This window comes from Streptomyces achromogenes subsp. achromogenes, from assembly GCF_000720835.1.
Classification (GTDB): domain Bacteria; phylum Actinomycetota; class Actinomycetes; order Streptomycetales; family Streptomycetaceae; genus Streptomyces; species Streptomyces achromogenes.
The window spans coordinates 13,835-35,782 of sequence record NZ_JODT01000019.1 but is presented as its reverse complement, the minus strand read 5'-3'; the positions used below and the strand labels follow the sequence as shown (position 1 = coordinate 35,782).

Here is a 21,948-nt window from a genome sequence, read left to right as displayed (position 1 = left end):
GGCGGCTCCTCGTGAAGTGTGGCGGCGGTCATCCCGGTGATGCCTCGGCGCGCCGACGGTCACCCATGGTCAACCCAACCGCAAAGGGAGCAGCACGATAACGCCCGGTGCCACGGTTGGGGAGACCATCCGACACCCGGTGCCATACCCGTTCTATACGGCAAGATGACCGCGTGACCGATCGCGACCCGCTTCCGGACCCCGTTCTCGACCCCGCTGCCATGCGCAAGCAGTACCGGGCCGACGGCCTCGCCGAGGAGGACCTCGCCACCCATCCGATGGACCAGTTCGCCCGCTGGTTCGAGGATGCCGCCCGGGCCGTACTGCACGGGACGCTCTACGAGGCCAACGCCATGGTCGTCTCCACGGTCGACGCGGCCGGGCGCCCCAGCTCCCGCACGGTCCTGCTGAAGCAGTACGACACCGAGGGCTTCGTCTTCTACACCAACTACGGCTCCCGCAAGGCCCTGGACCTCGCCGGGAACCCGCACGTCTCGCTGCTCTTCCCCTGGCACCCGCTGGCCCGCCAGGTCATCGTGACCGGCACCGCCCGGCGCACCGGCCGCGACGAGACCGCCGCCTACTTCCGCACCCGCCCGCACGGCTCCCAGCTGGGCGCCTGGGCCAGCGCCCAGTCCACGGTGATCGCCTCCCGCTCGGAACTGGACGAGGCGTACGCCGGACTCGAGGCCCGCTACCCGGAGGGCGAACAGGTCCCGGTGCCCCCGCACTGGGGCGGCTTCCGGATCATCCCGGAGACGATCGAGTTCTGGCAGGGCCGCGCCAACCGCCTGCACGACCGGCTGCGGTACACCGCCCGGCCGGACGGCACCTGGACGGTGGAGCGCCTCAGCCCCTGACCCGGGCAGACCCCCGGGCACGCACGGGCAGGAGGCGCGGAAAACGCAGACGACCCGCGGGCTGGGTTCCTCCGAGGAGGAGCCGGCCGGACGTACCGGCAGCCCGCGGGTCGGGTGACTGCTTGGGATTGGGCCGGCTGCGCGCATCTCTCACGCGCTGGTCCGGCACCGCACATGGTGTGGTGTCGGGCCGCTAGCCCGCAGCCACCTCACGCGTCCGGTTGTCATACATCTGCCGAACCACCTCCCTTCTCGTGTACCGACAGCCTAGGAAGCACCCGGGACGCACTCAACTGTTTTTTCTTGCGGGAACAGGGTGTGGGCTGGGTCACGTTCCAGTTGAATGAAGGACGGTGAGGGAACCGGCGCCGTGTGGACGAGCGCGCAGGCAGTTTCCAGGGGGTCCAGGTGAGTGCTTCGCGGCGGAGTGGGATCACGGACGAGCTGGGGCCGGACGAGCCCGGTGAGCCGGGCTCCGACCTGCTGGCCGCACTGCTCGACGGGATGGACGCGGCGCTGTGCGCGTTCGACGCCGACGGGGTCGTCACGCACTGGAACCGCGAGGCCGAGCGGATCCTCGGCTGGACGGCCGCCGAGGCCGTCGGGCGGCACGGGTTCGCCGGGTGGGCGGTGCGCAGCGCCGACGCCGAGGAGGTGCAGGCCCGGCTGATGTCGGCGATGCACGCGCCGGGCCGCCAGGTGCACGAGTTCGCGCTGGTGACCAAGGACGGCGGACGCATCCTCGTACGCACCCAGTCGGCCGCCGTGCGCGGGCCCGACGGGAAACCGGCGGGGGTGTACTGCGCGTTCAGCGAGGTGCACGCGCAGATCGACCTGGAGCGGTCCATCGCGCTGAGCGAGGCGCTGTTCGAGGACGCCGCCTGGGGAGTCGTCCTGGTCGACGCCGATCTGCGGCCCGCCGTGGTCAACGCCTACGCGGCGCGGTCCCTGGGCGTCGGACGGACCTCGGCGCTGGGCCGGCCGCTCGGCGAGCTGCTCGCGCGGGGCGCGGAAGAGCTGGAGGCCGCGCTGACCCACGTCCTGGCCGAAGGCGCGCCGCCCGCCCCCGCCGAGATGTGGGTCGTCGTGCGCACCCCCGAGGGCGAGCGGCGCCGCTGCTGGCGCAACGGGTTCCTGCGGCTGGCCTCGCCGCTCGCCGAGGAACCGGTGCCGCTCGGCGTCGGCTGGCTGTTCCAGGACGTCACCGAGGCCAGGCAGGACCAGCAGGAGGCGGCCCTGCTGCGGTTCCGCTCCAACCAGCTGCACCGCGCGGCCCGGGCCGCCGCCGAGTGCGAGGACCCGGCGGAGGCGGCCACCGTCCATCTGGACTTCGCGCTCGCCGGGTTCGCCGACCACGCCCTGGTCGACCGGCTGGCGGACGGCCCGCGCGCGCAGGGCGAGGGCGACGCGGAACCGGTCCGGCTGGTCCGGCTCGCCGCCACGCCCGCCGGCGCCCCGGGACCGAGCCTGCTGACGGGCGCGGCCGGGCTGCCCGTGCGCTACCCCGAGGAGCACCCGGCGCGGCAGTGCGTGCGGCGGGCCGGGACCGTGCGCGCGGAGGCCGGCGAGGTGTCGGCCGAGCGGGCCCGGGAGTGGGCGCTGGAGCGGCAGTGGCCCGGCGACGCGGTGCACGCGCTGTGCGCGGTGCTGCGCAGCCGGGGGCGGACGCTGGGAGTGCTGACCTTCCTGCGCGGCGCCGGCCGCAGCCGCTTCGAACGCGCCGACACGGCCTACGCCGAGGACGTCGCCGTACGGGTCGCGGCGGCCCTGGACCTGGCGGAGGCCCTGCGCGAGCGATAGGCCCCGGCGGGCGGTGGGCCCCGGCAGGCGGTGGGCTCCCGGGGCGCGGTGTGCGGTGCGGGGTCAGCGGCGGTAGAAGATCCGGTCGCCGTACTGCGCCATCACCCGGCCGTTCCACTCGTGTCCGCCGTCGACGTTGCCGGAGCGCAGCAGCGGCGGCTCGATGCCGCGGTCGGCGAGGGCGGCGGCGGTGGTCGCCATGACGGCCTGGAGCAGGGCGGTGGTGACGACCGTGGAGGCGGGGGCGAAGGGCGCCGGGATGGTGTCCAGGGTGAGTTCCGCGTCCCCCACGGCGATCTTGGAGTCCAGGACGATGTCGCAGTGGTCCTTCAGGAAGGTGCCGGAGGAGTGCCGGGAGGTGGTCTCGGCGGCGTACGCCACCGAGGTCACGCCGATGACCTTCAGGCCGCGGGCACGGGCGCCCAGGGCCATCTCCACCGGCAGCGCGTTGCGGCCCGAGAGGGAGATGATCACCAGGGTGTCCCCGGCGCGCACCGGTGAGGTGTCCAGGACGGCACCGGCCAGGCCGTCGACCCGTTCGAGGGCGGAGCCGAGGGTGGCCGGGGTGACGTCGACGCCGACGACCCCGGGGACGGCGAGCAGGTTCATCAGGGCCAGGCCGCCCGCGCGGTAGACGACGTCCTGCGCGGCCAGCGAGGAGTGCCCGGCGCCGAACGCGAACAGGCGCCCGCCGTCCGCGACGGTGTCGGCGAGCAGGGCGCCGGCCGCGGCGATCGCCTCGCCCTCCTCGTCGCGGACCCGTTGCAGCAGGCCGATGGCGGCGTCGAAGAACAGGTCGGCAGGCGTGCCGTCGCTCATGCGTTGCCCCTTCGCAGCGTCCGTGTCGCGGATCACGGTGCGGTCTGGACCATCACGGTGTCAATACGGCCGCGACACGGGGCGGCTTCGCGCGGTGGCGGTCGTCGTGCCCGTGCCCGTGGCCGGAGACCGGGCCCCGCCGCCGGGACCGGCGTCGCGCTACGATCGCCCCGCGTGGGCGCGACCGCCCCGCGCACCCGTCTCCACCAACGACCCGTAACCCCCTCCCAACAGCCCTGTTTCCCTGGTACCGCCCGGTTGTCAGTGGGATCCGGCAGAATTGATGTACAGGGGGGCCGCGCACGCGCCGGGCTGCCGGCAGAGGTAATCGAGGGGCACGTATGTCCGGACTGATCGACACCACGGAGATGTATCTCCGCACCATCCTCGAACTCGAAGAGGAAGGCGTCGTCCCCATGCGCGCCCGCATCGCGGAGCGGCTGGACCAGAGCGGGCCGACGGTGAGCCAGACGGTGGCGCGCATGGAGCGCGACGGCCTGGTGTCCGTGGCCAGCGACCGGCACCTGGAGCTCACGGAGGAGGGGCGTCGGCTGGCGACGCGCGTGATGCGCAAGCACCGCCTGGCCGAGTGCCTGCTCGTCGACGTGATCGGGCTGGAGTGGGAGCAGGTGCACGCGGAGGCGTGCCGCTGGGAGCACGTGATGAGCGAGGCCGTGGAGCGGCGGGTGCTGGAGCTGCTGCGGCACCCCACCGAGTCGCCGTACGGCAACCCCATCCCGGGCCTGGAGGAGCTGGGCGAGAAGGACGGCGCGGACCCGTTCCTGGACGAGGGGATGGTCTCCCTGGCCGACCTGGACGCGGGCACGGACGGCAAGACGGTCGTCGTGCGCCGTATCGGGGAGCCGATCCAGACGGACGCCCAGCTGATGTACACCCTGCGGCGGGCCGGCGTGCAGCCCGGCTCGGTGGTGAGCGTGACCGAGTCGCCCGGCGGTGTGCTGGTGGGCAGCGGCGGCGAGGCGGCCGAGCTGGAGGCGGACGTCGCCTCCCACGTGTTCGTGGCCAAGCGCTGAGCCGACGGCCTGATACGGGTCCGATACGGGCAGGGGCCCCGGCGCCGTAGGGCGCCGGGGCCTGTCCTCCCCTGTTGCTGACCCGGAGCCCCGAGCTCTCAGGGTCATCCCCCACGGACCGGCTTTTCCCCGAGCGGTCCGCCTCCTGCCAAGGAAGATCCCCTCACACACGGCGATCATTCATCGCGCGGTGTCACTCAAATGAGGGGTGTTGACCGCGAAAACGGAGTTTCAGAGCGCGTGTTCGACAGGGGAACGGGTCAGCGATCCCTTCCGCAGGCGTAGGCCAGCGGCGAGATCAGTTCCTCCACGTCCGGCAGCCAGCGGTTCGCCGGGGTCGGGCGGCGGGCCCACTGCACGGCGCCCCGGGACCCGAACCGGGTGGGCGGCGCCGCCACGTACGCGCCCTCGCCCAGCGCCACCAGGTCCAGTGACGGCAGCGACCAGCCCAGCCGCCGCACCAGGTCCGCCACCTTCGCCGAGGCCCCCGGCAGCACGAAGAACTGCATCCGCCGCTCCGGGGTCAGCGTGACCGGACCGAGCGTCAGCTCCATCCGCTCCATCCGGGCGAGCGCCAGGAAGCCGGCGCTCTCCGGGACGGACAACGCCTCGAACGTCCGGCCCGTCGGCAGCAGGATCGACGCCGCCGGCTGCTTCTGCCACATCCGGCGCGCGACGGTCGCACTGCCGGTCGCCTGGGTCGCCCAGTCGGGGCGCGCGGGGTGCGCACCCGGCGCGGGGCAGGCGGCCTCACCACAAGAGCAGCGCTGCGTGCCGTCGGCGGTCTCCAGCCAGGTGCCCGGCACCACGTCCCAGTGCCGCTCCTCGGCGTAGCGTACGGCCGTCTCCAGCAGCGATGCCCCGCGCTGCCGCGGAATCTGACCGGCCATCTGCGTGTTCTCGGCGCCCGCGATCGTCTCTTCCACGCTCCTCTCAACTCCCTTGTCCACCTGGAGTTACGGCTCCGGGGCGCGCGCGGGGAGGAGCATCGTTCCGGCGGCCGGGGCGCATGGAGGCACGGCCGGGGGCGCGCGCGAGGAAGCCGGGCGTGGGCGGGGTAGCCAGGGAGTGGGCCGGCATCCTCCATTACTTCCGGCAAACCGCATATGTCGCGCATTGACGGTATGTCTACTGGGCAGTGATCGTCCCGACCGGACCGACCAGGACGCAGCCGAGGGCTCCGCGGGGTCGGTCGACACGCTCCAGGGGACCGCAACGCAGGGGGTAAGCACATGGCCGCAAGGCCTCTCGTGGCGAGGCAGCCGAACGAACGGCTGCAGGCACTCATCCAGGAAGCGGGGTGCTCGAACGCCGGGCTGGCCCGGCGGGTCAACATGTGCGGCGCCGAGCACGGCCTCGACCTGCGCTACGACAAGACGTCCGTGGCCCGCTGGCTGCGCGGCCAGCAGCCACGGGGCCGGGCCCCGGCGATCATCGCCGAGGCGCTCGGGCGCAAGCTCGGCCGGACGGTCACGATCGACGAGATCGGCATGGCCAACGGCAAGAACCTCGCCTCGGGGGTCGGCCTCCAGTTCTCGCCGACGGTACTGGGAGCCATCGAGCAGGTCTGCGAGCTGTGGCGCAGCGACGTGGGGCGCCGGGACTTCCTGTCCGGCTCCTCCGTCGCCGCCTCCGCGCTGGTCGAGCCCAGCCGGGACTGGCTGATCTCGGCGCCGGACACCCAGGTGGCCCGGCAGGCCGGCCCGCGCGTGGGCCAGTCCGACGTGGCCGCCGTGCGGTCCATGACCCAGGCGCTGGTGGACCTCGACCACCAGTACGGCAGCGGGCACGTCCGCCCGGTTGTCGTGCACTACCTCAACAGCGTGGTGTCCGGGCTGCTCGCGGGCTCCTACCGGGAGGCGGTCGGCCGCGAGCTCTTCGCCACCGTCGCCCGGCTGACCGAACTGGCCGGGTACATGGCGGTGGACACCGGCCAGCCCGGCCTGGCCCAGCGGTACTACATCCAGTCGCTGCGCCTCGCCCAGGCCGCCGGCGACCGCGGGTACGGCGGGTACGTCCTGGCCGCCTCCATGAGCCACCTCGCCGCGCAGCTCGGGAACCCGCGCGAGATCGCCCAGTTGGCGCGGGCCGCGCAGGAGGGCGCGCGCGGGCATGTCCCCCCGCGCGCGGAGGCGATGTTCCACGCCGCCGAGGCGCGCGGGCACGCCCTGCTCGGCGACGCGCGCGCGGCGCAGGCGGCCGGCGGACGCGCGGTGGCGGCGCTGGAGCGCGCCGACGACGCCGACGGGGACGACCCGGCGTGGATCGCGCACTTCGACCAGGCCTATCTGGCCGACGAGTTGGCGCACTGCCACCGCGACCTCGGACAGCCCGAGCAGGCGGCGCGGTACGCCGAGCAGTCGCTGGCCGGGCACCCCGCCTCCCGGGCCCGCCGCCGGGCGATCGGCTACGTGCTGCTCGCCACCGCCCAGGTGCAGCAGCGCGAGATCGAACAGGCCTGCAACACCGGCCTGAGAGCGGTGGAGTTGCTGGAGACCCTGCGCTCCAACCGGGGCGCCGAGTATCTGGACGACCTCCAGCAGCGCCTGGAGCCGTTCCGGGAGGAGGCGGTGGTACGGGAGTTCGGGGCCCGCCTCGAACTCCAGCAGGCCGCGTGAACACCGGCCCCGCGGCGAGGTGAACGCACGGTGACGGCACCCGGTGGGCGCCGGGTGCCGTGCGCGGCGCACCGCGGGGCCGGCGCTGTTATCGCCGTCACAGCACGGCAGATCACGTCCTGAGCTGCGTGGCACCCGGCTCGGGGGACCCGGTAGCGTGTGCCGACGATTCACAAGGTCCCCCATTAGTAGGAGTCCCGGTGACGCAGAGTGGACAGGGCGAGGAGCCCTCGGCGCGGCCCGCGCGCGAAGGCATCGTGCTGCCCTCGGACGGAGGCGAGCCCCTGCTGCCGGGCACGACCGCGCCGCCCGAGCCCGCCGCCCCGGCCGGCGGACAGTCCTGGGACGGTTCCTGGGGTTCCGGGCAGCAGACGCCCCCGCCGGGCCAGGGCTGGCCCCCGGCGGCGGCCCCGCAGTGGACCGGCCCCGGACAGCAGCCCCCGTCCGCCGCGGGCCCCGGCCCGCTGCCCCCGGAGGGCGCCCCGGCCCCGTCGTACGGCGGCCAGGCACCCGGCTACGGCGACTCCCACACCACCGGCCCCGGCGCCTACGGCACGCCCCCGCAGCCCGGCTACGGCACGCCCGGCCCGTACCAGCAGCCCCAGCAGCCCTATCCGGGACAGCAGTCGCAGCAGGCGTACCAGGGGCAGCCGGACCAGCAGCCGTACCAGGCACAGCAGAACCAGCAGCCTCAGCAGCCGTATCCGGGGCAGCAGCCCCAGCAGCCGTATCCGGCGTCGCCCGCCGCGGGCGCCCCGCTGCCCCCGCCGGCCGACGCCGCGACGCAGTACCTCCCGCCGGTCACCGCCCAGGGCGGCGCCGGCGAGGGCGCCACGCAGTACATACCGCCCGTGCGGGACGACGGCGCCACGCAGTACATCCCGCCGGTCGGCACGGGTCCCGCCGGTCCCGGTGACGCGGAGGCCACCCAGTACATCCCGCCGGTGGCCGGCGGCGGGCTGCCGCCGGAGTCGGGCGCGGAGGAGACCCGCTACCTGGGCCGGACGCCCCGGCAGCCGGGGCCCGCGTCCTCCGACGCGGAGGCCACCCAGTACATCCCGCCCTACGCCGCCGAGACCCAGATCCAGGCGCCGGTGCCGGCCGCGGACCGGCAGCCGCCCGCCGAGTTCGACAACCTCTTCCGCGGCGGCCCGGCGGGCGACGACGGCCCGGCCGGTTCCACCCAGCAGCTCCCGGTCGTCCAGCGGCCGGACGCCTACCCCGGCCCGGAGCCGTCCGCGTACCGCCCGGCGCAGCCGTCGTACGACCACGGGCCGGACGACGGCGGCGGGCGGCGCGGCGGTCGGTCGCGGGTGCCGCTGATCGCCGCCGCCGCGGTGGGCCTGATCGTGGTCGGCGTGGGCGCCGGCGCCCTGCTCAGCACCGGCGGCGGCGACGGCAAGGACGCGGGCGGGGACGACACGCCGGCGGTGGCCGCGTCCCCGGCCGGCACGGACTCCGCCTCCGCCTCGCCCAGCGCCGACCCCGCCCGGCAGCAGGCGGTGGAGCTGGACAAGCTGCTCGCGGACAGCGGCAGCAGCCGGGCCGCGGTGATCCAGGCGGTGGCGGACGTCCGCAAGTGCGACAACCTCGACCAGGCCGCGGCCGATCTGCGGGACGCGGCCCGGCAGCGCGGCGAGCTGGTCACCCGGCTGAACAAGCTGCCCACGGACAAGCTGCCCGCCCAGGGCCACCTCAGGGACGCGCTGACCCGGGCCTGGCAGGCGTCCGCCGCGGCCGACAACCACTACGCGGCCTGGGCCGACCAGGCCAAGGGGCACAAGGGCTGCCACAAGGGGCAGGCGCGCTCCACCGGCGAGACCCAGGCGGGCAACCGGGAGAGCAAGACCGCGAGCGAGCAGAAGGGCAAGGCGGCCCCGCTGTGGAACGCGATCGCCCGGCAGTACGGTCTGACCCAGCGCCAGCCCACCCAGCTGTGACGCCCCCGGCGGGCCCCGGCGCCGGGGCCGGTCAGGGCATCTCGGCCCGCGCCAGGACCGGGGTCATGTCGGCGACCCCCTTCTTGTCGCCGACGCGCTCTCCGGCCGCCACCAGCCTGCCGTCCCGGACCACCTGGAGGGTGACGTCGGCGTTGACCAGCCGCGGGAAGCCGACCCCGGCGAGCCTGCCCGCGTAGGGCCAGCTCAGGGTCGGGGTGAGGCCGCCGGTGGAGACCCGCAGCCCGTCGTTGAGGGTGCGCCGCACGGTGTCGGCGCTCACCTCGCCGTCGCCGATCCTCTCCAGGACGGCCCGGAGCACCGTGTAGGCGATCCAGGTGGTCTGCACCCCGGCGTCGGCGGGGTCGATGCGGTCGTCGTCGAAGGCCGCCTCGCTGATCACCTTCTTCATCGGGGCCCAGCGCGGATCGGAGGCGGCCGGGTACCAGCCGGTGATGTACGCCCCCTCGTACGGCCCGGAGGCCCCGCCCGTGGCGTTGATCACCGTCTGGTCGACGCTGCCGAGCACGGTCGCCGTACGCACGTCCGGGTGGTTCGCGCGGACCCGCCGGAAGGAGTCCATGAAGGTGTCGGTGCGGTCGCCGAGCGCCGGCACCACACAGCCCTTCCGGGCCGGGTCCGCGGTCGCGTAGCGCAGCGCCCGCTCGGCCTCGCCGCCGTACTCGGTGGCGTCCTCGGCGGCGAGCTGGTCACCGGCGTCCGCGTGCCCGCCGGCCCGCAGGCCCGAGTCGAGGAGTGTGGGCAGCTGGTCGCCGGCGATGCTGTCGGGGCGGACCAGGGCGACGTTGCCGCAGCCGGCCGCGAGGGCCTCGCCGAGGCCGGCCAGCAGGGCGGGCTGGCCGCCGTTGACCGGGTAGGACATGGTGCCGGTGAACTCGTCGTTGGTGACGCCGTAGCCGCCGATGTAGGGGATGCCGGCGCCCTCCAGCGGGGCGAGGAAGGAGTCGCCGAACTGGCTGTAGGAGCCGACGACCGCGACCACGTTCTCGGCCGCGGCACGCTTGGCGCACTTCGCGGCGCCCACGCTGTCGTTGTGGTCGTTGCAGGTCAGCACCTTCAGCTTGCGGCCGCCCACGCCGCCGTGCGCGTTGACCCACTTCGCGTAGGCGAGGGCCATCGCGGGCATGCCGGGCTTGTTGGTCGCGTCGGTGTCCTGCGGGGCCCAGGTCATCACCGTGACCGGGTCGTCCCCGGAGCCCCCCGTGGCACCGGGGACGAGCCCGCACGCGGTGGTGAGCGACGCGCACAGGGCCACGGCGCACGCGGCGAGTGCGGTGGCCCGGACGGGGTGGGAAGAGCGGGAAGAGGCGGGAACGGGGATGGTGCGAGTGCGTCGCCTGCCGGTCATGGACACGCACGATTCCCTCACACCGCTAACCCCTGAGTGACCCTTGGTCAACGAAGGGTGACGGCGAGGTGAATTACGGGGGCCGGTGGGCGGAGGCGGGCGCGGAACGTACGATCGGTGACCGTGCAAGGTTCGGAGAACACTTCCCGTCGCGGCCGCCGCTCCTCCACCATGGGCGGCATGCCCCTCAACGACATGCCGTGGTGGCGGTGGCGCAGCAACGTGCGCTCGGCGCTGCACATGCTCTCCGACCCGGTGTTCCAGCGCGAGGTCTGGCTGGCCGGGGTCGACGGCTACGGCGACGTCACGGACGCCGTGTACCGGCTGGTGGAGGACACCTGGCTGGACAACTGGTCGGCGGAGAAGTACGTCGGCACCATATTCCGCGACTCGCAGGAGGCGGCGCTCGTCGACACCGCCGTGCTGCGGCTGCTGCGGATCATGCACCAGGTCGGCCCGGACGCGCCGGTCGCCGCGTACCTGGACCACTCCGGCTGGCCGGACGCGGTGCGGGCGGCGCGGGACGCGCACGTGCGGATGTCGGTGAGCGACGGGGACGACCCGGACACGGCCCCGAAGAGCCTGGAGGTCCTGCGCATCCTGACCCGTTCCGCTTAGCGGACGGCGGCACGCGCGGGGTGGCCGGTATGGGACCCTGTAGTGCATGACAGATCAGTCCGCTTCCGCCGCCGCCCCGGCCGACCAGTACGTCCTGACGCTCTCCTGCCCGGACAAGCAGGGCATCGTGCACGCCGTGTCCAGCTACCTGTTCATGACCGGCTGCAACATCGAGGACAGCCAGCAGTTCGGCGACCACGACACGGGACTGTTCTTCATGCGCGTCCACTTCTCGGCCGAGGCGCCGGTGACGGTGGAGAAGCTGCGGGCGAGCTTCGCGGCGGTCGGGGACTCCTTCCACATGGACTGGCAGATCCACCGGGCCGACGAGAAGATGCGCATCCTGCTCATGGTCAGCAAGTTCGGGCACTGCCTGAACGACCTGCTGTTCCGGGCGCGGATCGGCGCGCTTCCGGTGGAGATCGTCGGCGTGGTGTCGAATCACACCGATTTCGAAGAGCTGGTGGGTTCGTACAACATTCCCTTCCACCACATCCCGGTCACCAAGGACACCAAGTCCGAGGCCGAGGCCGAGCTGCTGGAGCTGGTGCGCGAGGAGCGGGTCGAACTGGTCGTCCTCGCCCGCTACATGCAGGTCCTCTCGGACGACCTGTGCAAGCAGCTCAGCGGCCGGATCATCAACATCCACCACTCGTTCCTGCCGAGCTTCAAGGGCGCGAAGCCGTACCACCAGGCGCACGCGCGGGGCGTGAAGCTGATCGGCGCGACGGCGCACTACGTCACCGCGGACCTGGACGAGGGGCCGATCATCGAGCAGGAGGTCGAGCGGGTCGGGCACGGGGTGACGCCGGACCAGCTGGTGGCCATCGGCCGGGACGTGGAGTGCCAGGCGCTGGCGCGGGCCGTCAAGTGGCACGCCGAGCGGCGCATCCTGCTCAACGGCCGCCGGACCGTGGTGTTCGCCTGAGCCTCCGAATCCCTGAGCCCCTGAGCCCCTGAGCCTCTGAGCCTTTGAACCCGGGTGCTCCGGGCGGCCCTCACGCCTGCTCGGGCACCGTGAAGTAGCGGGCGAAGGCCGGGACGACGTCCCGCTCGTCGATCCTGCCGTCGCCGTCGGTGTCGAGCGCGGCGGCGGCCGCCTCGGCCGGGCCGGCCGGCACGTGCAGGGCGCGCAGGACGCGGGCGGCGTCGGGGACGGTGATGTGCCCGTCGGCGTCCGTGTCGGCCACCGCCAGGGCCGCGTGCAGGAAGGGGCGGGCGATCTCGGCGAACCGGCCGGGGTTGTCGCGCAGCCGCTTGACCGCGCCGGTGACGAACTCCTGGCGGGTGATGCGCTGGTCGCCGTCCCGGTCGGCGATGCCGGCCATGCCCTGCCAGAACGCCTCCGCGCCGGCGTACAGCGCCTGGCCCGTGACGGAGCGGGCGGGCACGGCGAACTCGGCGAGCAGGGCCTTGGCCGCCGCGCTGAAGTCCTCGCGGTCGATGTAGCCGTTGCCGTCCTGGTCGAAGCCGGCGAACCGGGCGGCGATCCGGCGCTCGTACTCGGTGCTGACCATGTGTGGGGGCCGCCTTACGTGTGCGTCGTCCATGGGGGGTCCGCGGGACCGGATGGGTCCGGGGGCCTGGCTGGGAGCGTACGACGCGGGTGGCCGTCGGATGGCGGAAAACCGACGACTGTGCCAAGACCGGGTGAATCTCGCGACAACGCCGTGGCCGGACCGGGACGTTGTCACGCCCGGCGGGTGGTCAGGCGGACAGCGGTCCCGCCTGGTCCGTGGTGGCGGAGTCGAGGTCGGGGTGGACGTCGAAGAGCCGGCGGACGCCCAGCGCGCCGAGGACGCGGTTGACGTGCGAGCCGTCGACGGCGCCCCGGTCGGGCAGGATCAGCCGCAGCCGGCCCTGGCAGGAGCGGATCAGCCGGCGGGAGGCGATGAGCACGCCGACCCCGCTGGAATCGCAGAAGAACACGTCGGAGAGGTCCACGACGAGGCTGTGGTGTCCCTCGGCGACGGCGTCGTGTACGTGCTGGCGCAGCACCGGCGAGGTCATCAGGTCCAGCTCCCCGGAGACCCGGAGCACGGCCCACTGGCCTTGTTCGACGCCGGTCACCTTGAATGCCACGGCCATGCCCCTCCGCTCGCCGGATTCCCGGAACCGCCCGGAAACGGAAGCAGTTCCTACGTTTCCTGTCGCGCGGCTGCCCAGCGGCCGTTCCCTGAAACGTGGCGCCGCAAACGGCGGGTGATCAATAAGGGGCTTATTCCAGTCATCAACAATCGTCTTTGATCAAGTGTGTACGCGACTCGCGTGAAGGTTGTGTGAAGGGGGCACTATCACGGGAGGTGGCTTCGGGGGCGCACATTGGCACAAAGGGGCGTGCGCTGTCGGAGGGGCCGACTACATTCGACAGGGCGGGGCCGGCGGGCCCGGTGGCCACCAGACGGCGAGGGGAGGGGACCGCATGGCCGGGAACGACCTGTCGCCCCGGTGGGACCGCAAGATGCAGCAGCGGCTCGCCCGCGGTGAGGCGGCGGCCCTCGGCGAGACGTACGACCGCTTCGCCTCCCTCGTGCACAACCTGGCCCACCGCGTCCTGGACGACGAGCGGGCCGCCGACTCCGTCACCCGCGAGGTCTTCGCCCACGTCTGGGAGCACCCCGAGACCTACGACCCCAGGGAGGGCCCGTTGCGTTCCTGGCTCGCCGAAGTCACCCAGCGGGTCGCCGTGCAGCGGCTGCGGGACCGGGAGGAACGGGAGCAGACGCTGCGCGAGGAACGGGAGAGCACGGTCCGGCGCGCCTCGGTCGCCGCCCGCGCCGACTACATCGTCCACTCCATGCCCGCCCCGCTGCGCGCCGCCCTCGACCTCGCCTACAACCAGCGCCGCGACTACCGCCAGACCGCGGCCGACCTCGGCGTCACCGAGGACGAGGCCCGCCGCCGGCTCCGCCTCGGCCTCCAGCTCCTGGCCACCGCCCACGACGCCGGCACCCCGCCGGGATACCGGGGTGCGGTGTGAACGGCCCGCACCGCTCCGAGGGGGCGCACGAGAACGCCCACGGCGCGGCGGACGGCCGCCGGGGCGAGGAGGCGCCGGGGAAGCACCGGGAGAGCGGGACCGGCGGCAGCCGTGGCCCGGCCGGCTCCGCGGGGCGCTTCGGGCCGCCGGGCGGCGGTGCCGCGGGTGCCGGACGGTCCGGGGCCGCGCCCGGTCCGCGCATACCCACGCCCCGGACCTCCGTGGAGGACGGCGCGCTGTCGCCGCCCGGCCTCGCCGACCTGGGGGACCTCGCACCCGTGCCGCCGCTCGACCTGTCGCACGACGTCCTGAAGTCGCTGCTCGGCGCCTGGGCGCTGACCGCCTGCCCGGCCGCGGAGGCGGCGGCCGTGGAGGAGCACCTGGGCGACTGCGGGGCCTGCGCCGACGAGGCCCGCCGGCTGCGCGAGGCGGTCGGTCTGCTGCACCAGCCGGAGAGCCTGGACCTGGACCCCGGTCTGCGCACCCGGGTCCTGGAGAGCTGCCTGCGGCGTCGGCCGCCGCGCATCCCGGTCCCCGACTGGGCCGCCCCGTACGACGCCGAGACCGCCCGGCTGGACGCGCTGCTCCAGGACTTCAAGGACGCGGACTGGCGGGCGCCGGTGGAACTGCGCTGGTTCGAGAACGACGTCCCGGCCGGCCGCACCACCACCGTCGCCGGGGTCATAGCGCACCTGCTCGCGGTGGACGGGATGGTCGCCGCCGCGCTCGGCCTCGCGGACCCGGTGGCCCGCGCCGGCGACGCGGCCGGACCGGCCCGCCGCACGGAGGCCTACTGGCGGTCCGCGCACCTGCCGCCGGAGCACGCGGTGCGCGGAGCCTGGCGCGAGCAGAGCCACGCCCTGGTGCGCACGGTGTCCTTCACCGGCGGCCGCGCCGGCGGACTCCCGGTGTCCTACGGCGAGTTCACGCTGCCGCTGCACGACGCGATGCTGGACCGGGCCTTCGAGTGCTGGGTGCACGCCGAGGACATCGCCAAGGCGGTGGACTACCCGTACGCGGCGCCGACGCCCCGGCACCTGCACCGGATGATCGACCTCGCGGCCCGCGTGCTGCCGACGGTGCTCGCCGAGCGCCGCCGCGCGGGCCTGTCCGAGCCGGCCCGCCACACCCCGCACCTGGTGCCGGCCGGCGCGCCCGGCCGCAGCCTGCGGCTGGAGATCGAGGGCGACGCCGGAGGCGAGTGGCTGATCCCGCTGGACTCGCCGGCGGCGCGGGGCTCCGCGGAGCTGGAGGTGGCCCGGGTGGTGCTCGACGGCGTGGAGTTCTGCAAGCTCGCGGCCGGTCATGTGTCCCCGGAGGACGCCGCGGCGGGCCAGCAGGGCGACCGCCGGGCGATCCGGGACGTGCTGTACGCGGCCGCGAGCCTCAGCCGGATGTGAACGGCCGTCAGAACCGGCTGCCCGGCCCCGGCAGGCCCCGGGAGCCCGGGAGCGGCAGCGGGAGCAGGCCGCCGCGCCCGGCCGCCTGGGGCGCGGCCGCCTGGGGCGCGGCCTCGCAGGTGATGTCCTTCGACGGCAGCTTCCCGGTGGTCAGGTAGGCGGTGGCCGTCTTGTCGGCGCACGACTTGTTGCCGTAGACGCCGTGTCCGACACCCCCGGCGACGGTGACCATCTTCGCGCCCTTCATGGCGCGGCGCAGGCCCTGCCCACTGGTCAGCGGCGTCTGGGGGTCCCACTCGTTCTGCAGGATCAGCGCGCGGACCTTGCTGTCCACCTTGGTGGTGCGCTCGCCGCCGGTCTTCCAGAAGGCGCATGGCTTCACCGAGGAGCCGAAGTCGCCGTACAGCGGGTACTTCTTCCGGTCCCGGATCGCGTCGGCGCGGTACTGCTCCGGGTCGCGCGGCCAGTCGCGCTGGTCGGCGCAGAGGACGGACCAGAAGGCGGCGGTGCCGTTGTCCTCGGGCGGCGTGGCACGGGCGAACGACGGCGGCGTGGCACCGGCGAACGACGGCGGCACGGGCGCCGGTGACTTCAGGCCCCGGCCGGCGGGCTTGCCCGCGGCGGCCTTCTTCAGCGTGACGACCCACTCGGCGGCGTCCCGCACGCTGAAGAACGTGGCGCGGCTGGTGAGGCGGATGTCGGCTCCGGTCATCCGCGTGCCGTCGACGTCGATCGGCTTGCGGTCGGCTTGGGCGACCAGGTCGTAGAAGGTCTTGCGGACGGCCTGGGGGGTCGCGCCCAGCCGGTAGGCGGAGTTCCGCTCGGCGGTCCACTCGGTCCACCGGGCGAAGGCGGGTTCGGCGCCCTCCGCCCAGACCTGGATCATGCCGCGCCAGACCCGGGCCGGGTCGACGGCGCTGTCCAGGACGAACCGGTCGGCGCGGGTGGGGAACAGCTGCGTGTAGACCGCGCCGAGGTAGGTGCCGTACGAATAGCCGAGGTAGGAGATCTTCTTCTCGCCGAGCACGGCACGGATCACGTCCATGTCCCGGGCGGTGTCGCGGGTGGAGAGGTGGCGGAGCCTGTCGCCCTGCCTGGCGTAGCACTTCGCGGCGACGTTCCGGGCCCACGCCACGTCCTTGGCGAACGTCGCCTCCTTGTACGGGCGTTCCCAGTCCTGCTCCTTGTCGGTCAGGCCGCAGCCGACGGGGGAGCTCTCGCCGACGCCCCGCGGGTCGAAGCCGACGAGGTCGTAGGTCTTCTTCACGGATTTCGGCAGTTCGCCGCCCATGAACAGGGGCATGTCGAGGCCGGAGCCGCCCGGGCCGCCCGGGTTGAGCAGCAGCGCGCCCCGGTGCTGCCTCTTGGTGCTCGTCTTCCACCTCGATATCGCGAGGTCGAGTTTCCTGCCGCCGGGCTTGCCGTAGTCGAGCGGCACCTTGATCGTGGCGCACTGGAAGGAGGCCGGCGTCTCCGCGGAACAGCGGTGCCAGGCCGGTTTCTGGGAGAGGTACGGGTCGAGGGGACCGGTGACGGACGGTGCCGCGGAGGCCGTGGCCGGGAGGAGTACGGGCACCATGACGGCGGCGGCACCGGCCGCCAGCAGGGAGGCGGTTCTACTGCTTCGCACGAAGGGAGTCCCTAGGGTCGGTGGACGGACGACCCATCCACCCTTACGCGCGCGGGAGTCGGGCGAATCCTCCCTGAAGTCGCGTTTGCCGCCACCGAGGTTGGACAAGCGGCACGGCGAATGGTCCCGGAGGTGGACAACCGCGACCGGCGTCCCGCCGTCTTCGTCAAGAGGGCTAGAACCGCTTCCGCGGGCGGTACTTGAGCACCTTGCGCAGGGTCTCGGGGGTGTCGTAGGCCTCGGACACGCCCGTCGGGGGAGCACGTGGAGCGAGGAACGGTCGGCCGCCGCGCTGGTGGAGTGAGCCGGTGGCGGTTTCCGCCGGCCGTTGACGGTGAAGCGTTGGCCCACGATGTTACGGATCGTGGCAGTCGTGGGTAACGCGGGGTCCACGATCGGTAATGCCCTCACCGGACTCGTCACGCTCCGCAGTCACTTCGCCGATCCGGTACCGTGGAGGCGCGGCACGCGACCGCGCTGAGGCGCCGGGCCCGGGCGATTTCGGGCCAAGTGGCGCGCGCCGCTGCTCGCACGGCGGTTGGGGATTCCGCGCCGGGTTTGTTCGACTCGGCGTCATGAGCGTCGCACAGTATCCCCTATACGTACTCCTTCACGCGGGAATATGCCCGAAGCGCTTGTTGGCGTGACTGTCCGTCAACCATGCTGTGCAGTAAGGGAGTCACAGTCCGTGACTCCCGGCTCAGGTTGTTGTTCTGGCCATGCAGAAAATGGCTACGATCGTGGCCCTCGTCGTGATCGTCGCCGCGGCGGACGCCGTGGCGCACGGCTGGCGTGGGGTCATGTGTCCGCCGGTTCGGATGGTGTGAGCGGTGCAGGTGCTTCGAGTGCAGCTGGAGATCCGGCCCGACCCCGCGGAGGTGGGGCGGGCCAGGCGGTGGGCCCGCTCGCGGCTCGCCGGGTCGGGCATAACGGCCGACGAGCCGCTGGCCGAGACGCTGATCCTGCTCGTCTCCGAGCTGGTGACCAACGCCGTGGTGCACACCGGCCGGCCGGCCGTGCTGCGGCTGTGCCTGCCGGGCACGGCGGCCGGGAACGGCGCGCCGGCCCCGGTGCGGGTGGAGGTCGCCGACACCAGCACCCGGGCGCCCCAGCCCCGGTGCGCCGGCGACGACGCCACCGGCGGGCGGGGTCTGGCCCTCGTGGAGTGTCTCGCCGACCGCTGGGGCTGGAGCCCCGAGGGTGCCGGCAAGAGCATCTGGTGTGAACTGGACCGCTGTTCACCGCCCCGGCAGAGCGCTGCGCTGGCGTACGGGGGCGGACGGCCCGCGTGGGAGGGCTTCGCCTTCGAAGCGGTGTAGCGGCCCGGGCGGCGTCGTTCACACGACGGCCGCGGGTCACCGGTGCCACCGTTCACGAGACGGCCACCGGCGCACCGGGGCCGCCGGTCACAGGGCCACCACCGAGGCCACCGGCGTGCCCGTCGCACCCACGAACGGCTCGGGCATCACCGACAGCGGAAACGCGTACCGGCCGATTTCTCCACAGGCTGTGGACAACTCTTCGAGATTCCAGTTCCGGCCCTGCGGCATGCCCATCTCCACCAGATGCCGCCCCACCGACAGCCCCGGTGACGGATGGCCGTACCCGTGCCGCCGTGCGCGGTGACCGACCCCGCCGGGCGCCCGTTGTACAGCGTCCCGGAGTGCGAGACATGGGCCAGCGCGTCCCAGTGGGTGCCCGCCTGGAGCCCCATCGTCACGACATAGTCGCCGGCCGCCACCCGGTGCGCACCTCGCCGGCCGCCGCCCGCACCACCTCGCCGGTGATCAGGTTCAGGGTGCCGATCCCGTCGTCGGCGCCCCAACGCCCCCAGTTGTTCACGCGCCGGGCGATCTCGTGGAACTCCTTGGGCAGTTCCATCCGGTGCCTCCCCGGGGTTTGTGTCCGCGCGTCCACCGAGCCATCAATCTAACGGACCGTCAGGAACGGCGGGAAGGGGCCCGGCGTGGGGGACCTCTTGGCAGGCAAGGTGGTCGCCGTGACCCGTGCCGGGTGCGGGATCGGCCGGACGGTCGCACGGGCGGCGGTGGCCGAGGACGCGAAAGCCGCCGTCAACGACTACGGCGTGGCGGTGGCCGGCGCCTCGCCCACCAGTGAGGTCGCCGAGGCCGTCGCGGTCGCCGACGACATCTCCACCATGGCCGGCGGACAGCGGGTCGTGGACACGGCCGTGCGGACCTACGGCCCGGTGACCACGTGGCCCTGTCCACGCTCGCCAACTGCGGGACCTGCCCGGACTGCGACCGGGGCCGGCCCACCATGTGCCGGCGGGCGATCGGCCGCCCGGGCACACCGTTCCGGCGCGGCGCCGGCCCGGTGCACGAAGTCGATCCTCGGCTGCCGCTACGCCTCCTCCCGCCCCCGGCGGGACATCGCCCGCTACGCCGAGCCGTACCGCCAGGGCCGACTCCTGCTGGACGAACTGGTCACGGCCGTCCACCCGGTGGAGGACTTCCCCCAGGCCCGCACGGAAGCGGAGCAGGGCCGGGTGGCCCGAGCGGTCCTCAGGTGCTGAGGCGGCCCGCGTGAGCGGGCGTCAGGTGCCGGACGGGCAACGGCGTGGCGGCCGGGCGGAGTTATCCACAGGCGCCGGAAATGGGGGAGGCGGTTGTCGGTGCCGCCCCCTACCGTCGAGGCATGAGCTACCGCGATGTCGTCTCCCGGCGGGTCCTGACCTGGGCCCTGGTGGCCGTCGGCGCCCGGATGCCGGTGGCCATGGCCCCGCTGGCGCTGGTCTTCCTGGTCCGCGAGCGCCCCGGCGGCTATGCGCTGGGCGCGGCCCTGGCCGCCGCCTACGTCATCGGCGAGATCGTCGGTGCCCCGGTGCTCGGCATGCGCCTGGCCCCCGGCCGGGCCCGTCCGCAGCTGGCCGCGGGCCTGGTCGCGGGCACCGCCGGCTTCACCGGCCTCGCGGTGTTCGCCGGCGCGCCTCCCGCGCTGCCCGCCGCCTTCGCCTTCCTCGCCGGGGCCGGTCCCGCCGCGGTGCCCGGCGGGCTGCGGGCCCTGCTCACCTCCCTGGTCCCCCGGCACGCGGCGGCCCAGGCGCTGTCCGTCGAGTCGATGCTCACGTTCGGCGTCTGGGCCGTCTCCCCGGCCGCCGTCACCGGCCTCGCCCTCGGTGCCGACCCGCGCCTGCCGCTGCTGCTCGCGGCCGCCCTGATGGCCGCCGCCGCACTGGGCCTGTGGCTGCTGCCGGCGGGCTGGGCGCCGGAGCCGGACGGGCCCGAGGGGCGGGGTGACTCGAAGCTGCGGGTGCTGGCCCGCGCCTGGCCGGTGTACGTCACCGGCGCGGCCGGGCTGTCCCTGCTGTCCCTGGCCGAACTGGTCCTGCCCGCCCTGCTCGAGCAGCGTGGCATCGGCGTGGGCTGGGCGGGCCCGCTGCTCACGGTGATGTCGGTGGCCTCCGCCGCCGGTGCCTTCGGGTACGGGCTGCGGTCCTGGCCGGGCCGGCTCGCCACCCGCAGCGTGGTGCTGATGGCGGGGATGTCGGCCGCGGTGTGCCTGGTCGCCCTGATACCGGCGGCGCCGGGCATGGCGGTGGCGCTGGCCGCGGCGGGACTGCTCCAGTCCGGGGCGATGCTCACCCGCAACCTGTCGCTGCGCGAGGCGCTCCCGCCCCACGCCCTGGCGGCCGGGTACTCGGTCATGTACGCCGCCGTCGGCGCCGGATACGCGGCCACCGGCTCGCTCGCCGGTGCCCTGCTGCCGTTCACCACGCCCTCGACGGCGATCCTGGCGGGCGTGGCCCTGACCCTGTCGCTGACGGCGGTCGGCTGGTGGGGCGAGATACGCGCCCGGGGGTCAGCGCGGGGTGCCGGAGCGGCCGGGCCGGTCCGGGCCGGTGTGGCTGCGGAAGGTGCGGCGGTAGGTGGTGGGGGTGACGCCCAGCGCGGTCTGTAGGTGCCGGCGCATCGACTGGGCCGTGCCGAAGCCGGACTCGCGGGCCACCTGGTCCATCGACAGTCCCGTGGACTCCAGCAGTTGCCGGGCCCGTTCCACGCGCTGCTGGGTGAGCCACTGGCCGGGGCTGATGCCGGCCTCCTCGCGGAAGCGGCGGGTGAAGGTGCGCACCGACATCGCCTCCTGCGCGGCCATGTCCCGCAGCTGGATCGGCTCGTGCAGCCGGCCGAGCGCCCAGGCTCGGGCGGTCGCCGTCGTCGCGAGCTGGGGGTCGGGCACCGGGCGCTGGACGTACTGGGCCTGGCCGCCGTCGCGGTGGGGCGGTACGACCGTGATCCGGGCGACCTCGTTGGCGACCGCCGTGCCGAAGTCGCGGCGGACCATGTGCAGGCACAGATCGATCCCGGCGGCCACCCCGGCCGAGGTCAGTACGTCGCCGTCGTCGATGAACAGCACGTTGGCGTCCACCTCGACCTTGGGGAACATCCGCTGGAACCGCTCGGCGTCGGCCCAGTGCGTGGTGGCCGGGCGGCCGTCCAGACAGCCGGCGGCGGCGAGGACGTAGGAGCCGGTGCATATGGAGGCGAGCCGGGTGCCGGGGCGGACATGGGAGAGGGCGACGGCGAGTTCGTCGGTGAGCCGGCCCTCCTCGTAGACCGGGCCCAGCTCGTAGGAGGCCGGGATGATCACCGTGTCGGCGGTGGCCAGCGCCTGCGGGCCGTGCGGGACGTGGAGGGTGAAGTCGGCGTCCGTGTCGACCCGGCCGGGCGGGCGGACGGAGCAGGTGTAGACCTCGTACAGGTGGCGCCGCCGCGCGTCCCGGGGCCGGCCGAAGATCCGGTGGGGGATGCCCAGTTCGAAGGGCAGCAGGCCGTCCAGGGCGAGAACGGCGACCCGGTGCGGGCGGAAATCGCCTTCGTAGGTCATGGCCCGATCCTAACGAATGCTGTCCTTCGGGCCAC

Annotated in this window: 18 protein-coding genes and 3 pseudogenes; 13 read left to right on the top strand and 8 right to left on the bottom strand. The window is 74.0% G+C overall.

Annotated features, from left to right (window positions below; genetic code table 11):
• Nucleotides 1-173: 173 nt before the first annotated feature.
• Nucleotides 174-860, top strand: a complete 687-nt coding sequence (pdxH, locus tag IH25_RS0120015; RefSeq protein ID WP_030611981.1) for a pyridoxamine 5'-phosphate oxidase — start codon at nucleotides 174-176, stop codon at nucleotides 858-860.
• 408 nt (nucleotides 861-1,268) lie between these two features.
• The gene (locus IH25_RS0120010) at nucleotides 1,269-2,660 is read left to right on the top strand and encodes a PAS domain-containing protein (RefSeq protein ID WP_030611979.1); all 1,392 of its coding nucleotides are present in this window, start codon (nucleotides 1,269-1,271) and stop codon (nucleotides 2,658-2,660) included.
• A 63-nt stretch (nucleotides 2,661-2,723) separates the two neighbouring features.
• On the opposite strand, the gene IH25_RS0120005 is transcribed toward IH25_RS0120010, so the two are convergent.
• On the bottom strand, nucleotides 2,724-3,479 hold the full coding sequence (locus IH25_RS0120005) for an SIS domain-containing protein (RefSeq protein WP_030611977.1): 756 nt from the start codon (nucleotides 3,477-3,479) through the stop codon (nucleotides 2,724-2,726).
• Between the two features lie 341 nt (nucleotides 3,480-3,820).
• Here IH25_RS0120005 and IH25_RS0120000 point away from each other — a divergent pair, with 341 nt between their 5' ends.
• Nucleotides 3,821-4,513 carry a metal-dependent transcriptional regulator gene (locus IH25_RS0120000; protein WP_030611974.1) on the top strand — a complete coding sequence of 231 codons (693 nt, stop codon included), beginning with the start codon at nucleotides 3,821-3,823 and terminating at the stop codon, nucleotides 4,511-4,513.
• Between the two features lie 260 nt (nucleotides 4,514-4,773).
• Here IH25_RS0120000 and IH25_RS0119995 read toward each other — a convergent pair whose 3' ends face one another.
• On the bottom strand, nucleotides 4,774-5,439 hold the full coding sequence (locus IH25_RS0119995; protein WP_030611972.1) for a bifunctional DNA primase/polymerase: 666 nt from the start codon (nucleotides 5,437-5,439) through the stop codon (nucleotides 4,774-4,776).
• Nucleotides 5,440-5,745: 306 nt separating this feature from the next.
• Here IH25_RS0119995 and IH25_RS0119990 point away from each other — a divergent pair, with 306 nt between their 5' ends.
• Nucleotides 5,746-7,131, top strand: coding sequence for a hypothetical protein (locus IH25_RS0119990; protein ID WP_030611971.1), 1,386 nt, complete (start codon nucleotides 5,746-5,748; stop codon nucleotides 7,129-7,131).
• A gap of 200 nt (nucleotides 7,132-7,331) precedes the next feature.
• Nucleotides 7,332-9,071 (top strand): hypothetical protein, encoded by a 1,740-nt coding sequence (locus IH25_RS0119985; protein ID WP_030611969.1) that lies wholly within the window; start codon nucleotides 7,332-7,334, stop codon nucleotides 9,069-9,071.
• Nucleotides 9,072-9,102: 31 nt separating this feature from the next.
• Here the strand turns inward: IH25_RS0119985 and IH25_RS0119980 are convergent, their stop codons facing one another.
• Nucleotides 9,103-10,437 carry an ABC transporter substrate-binding protein gene (locus IH25_RS0119980; RefSeq protein WP_030611966.1) on the bottom strand — a complete coding sequence of 445 codons (1,335 nt, stop codon included), beginning with the start codon at nucleotides 10,435-10,437 and terminating at the stop codon, nucleotides 9,103-9,105.
• A 117-nt stretch (nucleotides 10,438-10,554) separates the two neighbouring features.
• Between IH25_RS0119980 and IH25_RS0119975 the strand changes: the two genes are divergently transcribed.
• Nucleotides 10,555-11,055 carry an SCO4402 family protein gene (locus IH25_RS0119975; protein ID WP_030611965.1) on the top strand — a complete coding sequence of 167 codons (501 nt, stop codon included), beginning with the start codon at nucleotides 10,555-10,557 and terminating at the stop codon, nucleotides 11,053-11,055.
• 46 nt (nucleotides 11,056-11,101) lie between these two features.
• Nucleotides 11,102-11,983 carry a formyltetrahydrofolate deformylase gene (gene purU / locus IH25_RS0119970; RefSeq protein WP_030611962.1) on the top strand — a complete coding sequence of 294 codons (882 nt, stop codon included), beginning with the start codon at nucleotides 11,102-11,104 and terminating at the stop codon, nucleotides 11,981-11,983.
• 70 nt (nucleotides 11,984-12,053) lie between these two features.
• Here purU and IH25_RS0119965 read toward each other — a convergent pair whose 3' ends face one another.
• A complete protein-coding gene (locus IH25_RS0119965) occupies nucleotides 12,054-12,572 on the bottom strand; it encodes an EF-hand domain-containing protein (RefSeq protein ID WP_030611959.1) in 519 nt (172 codons plus the stop codon).
• 190 nt (nucleotides 12,573-12,762) lie between these two features.
• Complete coding sequence (locus IH25_RS0119960) at nucleotides 12,763-13,143, bottom strand: STAS domain-containing protein (RefSeq protein ID WP_030611956.1); 381 nt, start codon at nucleotides 13,141-13,143, stop codon at nucleotides 12,763-12,765.
• Nucleotides 13,144-13,477: 334 nt separating this feature from the next.
• Between IH25_RS0119960 and IH25_RS0119955 the strand changes: the two genes are divergently transcribed.
• Both IH25_RS0119955 and IH25_RS0119950 read left to right on the top strand, forming a co-directional pair.
• A complete protein-coding gene (locus IH25_RS0119955) occupies nucleotides 13,478-14,035 on the top strand; it encodes a sigma-70 family RNA polymerase sigma factor (protein ID WP_030611953.1) in 558 nt (185 codons plus the stop codon).
• A complete protein-coding gene (locus tag IH25_RS0119950) occupies nucleotides 14,032-15,435 on the top strand; it encodes a maleylpyruvate isomerase N-terminal domain-containing protein (protein ID WP_245172837.1) in 1,404 nt (467 codons plus the stop codon). The genes IH25_RS0119955 and IH25_RS0119950 overlap by 4 nt, the downstream gene beginning before the upstream one ends.
• Before the next feature lie 7 nt (nucleotides 15,436-15,442).
• On the opposite strand, the gene IH25_RS0119945 is transcribed toward IH25_RS0119950, so the two are convergent.
• Nucleotides 15,443-17,065, bottom strand: a complete 1,623-nt coding sequence (locus tag IH25_RS0119945; RefSeq protein WP_037655305.1) for an alpha/beta hydrolase — start codon at nucleotides 17,063-17,065, stop codon at nucleotides 15,443-15,445.
• An 845-nt stretch (nucleotides 17,066-17,910) separates the two neighbouring features.
• Between IH25_RS0119945 and IH25_RS0119935 the strand changes: the two genes are divergently transcribed.
• Nucleotides 17,911-18,384 carry an ATP-binding protein gene (locus tag IH25_RS0119935; RefSeq protein ID WP_030611944.1) on the top strand — a complete coding sequence of 158 codons (474 nt, stop codon included), beginning with the start codon at nucleotides 17,911-17,913 and terminating at the stop codon, nucleotides 18,382-18,384.
• A gap of 87 nt (nucleotides 18,385-18,471) precedes the next feature.
• Here IH25_RS0119935 and IH25_RS39590 read toward each other — a convergent pair.
• Nucleotides 18,472-18,946, bottom strand: a pseudogene (locus IH25_RS39590) (hypothetical protein).
• Between the two features lie 85 nt (nucleotides 18,947-19,031).
• Here IH25_RS39590 and IH25_RS39585 point away from each other — a divergent pair.
• The 3 genes and pseudogenes from IH25_RS39585 to IH25_RS0119915 all read left to right on the top strand — a co-directional run.
• Nucleotides 19,032-19,271, top strand: a pseudogene (locus tag IH25_RS39585) (short-chain dehydrogenase); the annotation flags it as partial.
• Nucleotides 19,247-19,601, top strand: a pseudogene (locus IH25_RS39580) (alcohol dehydrogenase catalytic domain-containing protein); the annotation flags it as partial. The pseudogenes IH25_RS39585 and IH25_RS39580, both read left to right, overlap by 25 nt.
• 122 nt (nucleotides 19,602-19,723) lie before the next feature.
• On the top strand, nucleotides 19,724-20,986 hold the full coding sequence (locus IH25_RS0119915) for an MFS transporter (RefSeq protein WP_030611937.1): 1,263 nt from the start codon (nucleotides 19,724-19,726) through the stop codon (nucleotides 20,984-20,986).
• On the opposite strand, the gene IH25_RS0119910 is transcribed toward IH25_RS0119915, so the two are convergent.
• Nucleotides 20,888-21,913, bottom strand: coding sequence for a GlxA family transcriptional regulator (locus IH25_RS0119910; RefSeq protein WP_030611934.1), 1,026 nt, complete (start codon nucleotides 21,911-21,913; stop codon nucleotides 20,888-20,890). The two genes, IH25_RS0119915 and IH25_RS0119910, sit on opposite strands and share 99 nt — an antisense overlap.
• Between the last annotated feature and the right edge of the window lie 35 nt (nucleotides 21,914-21,948).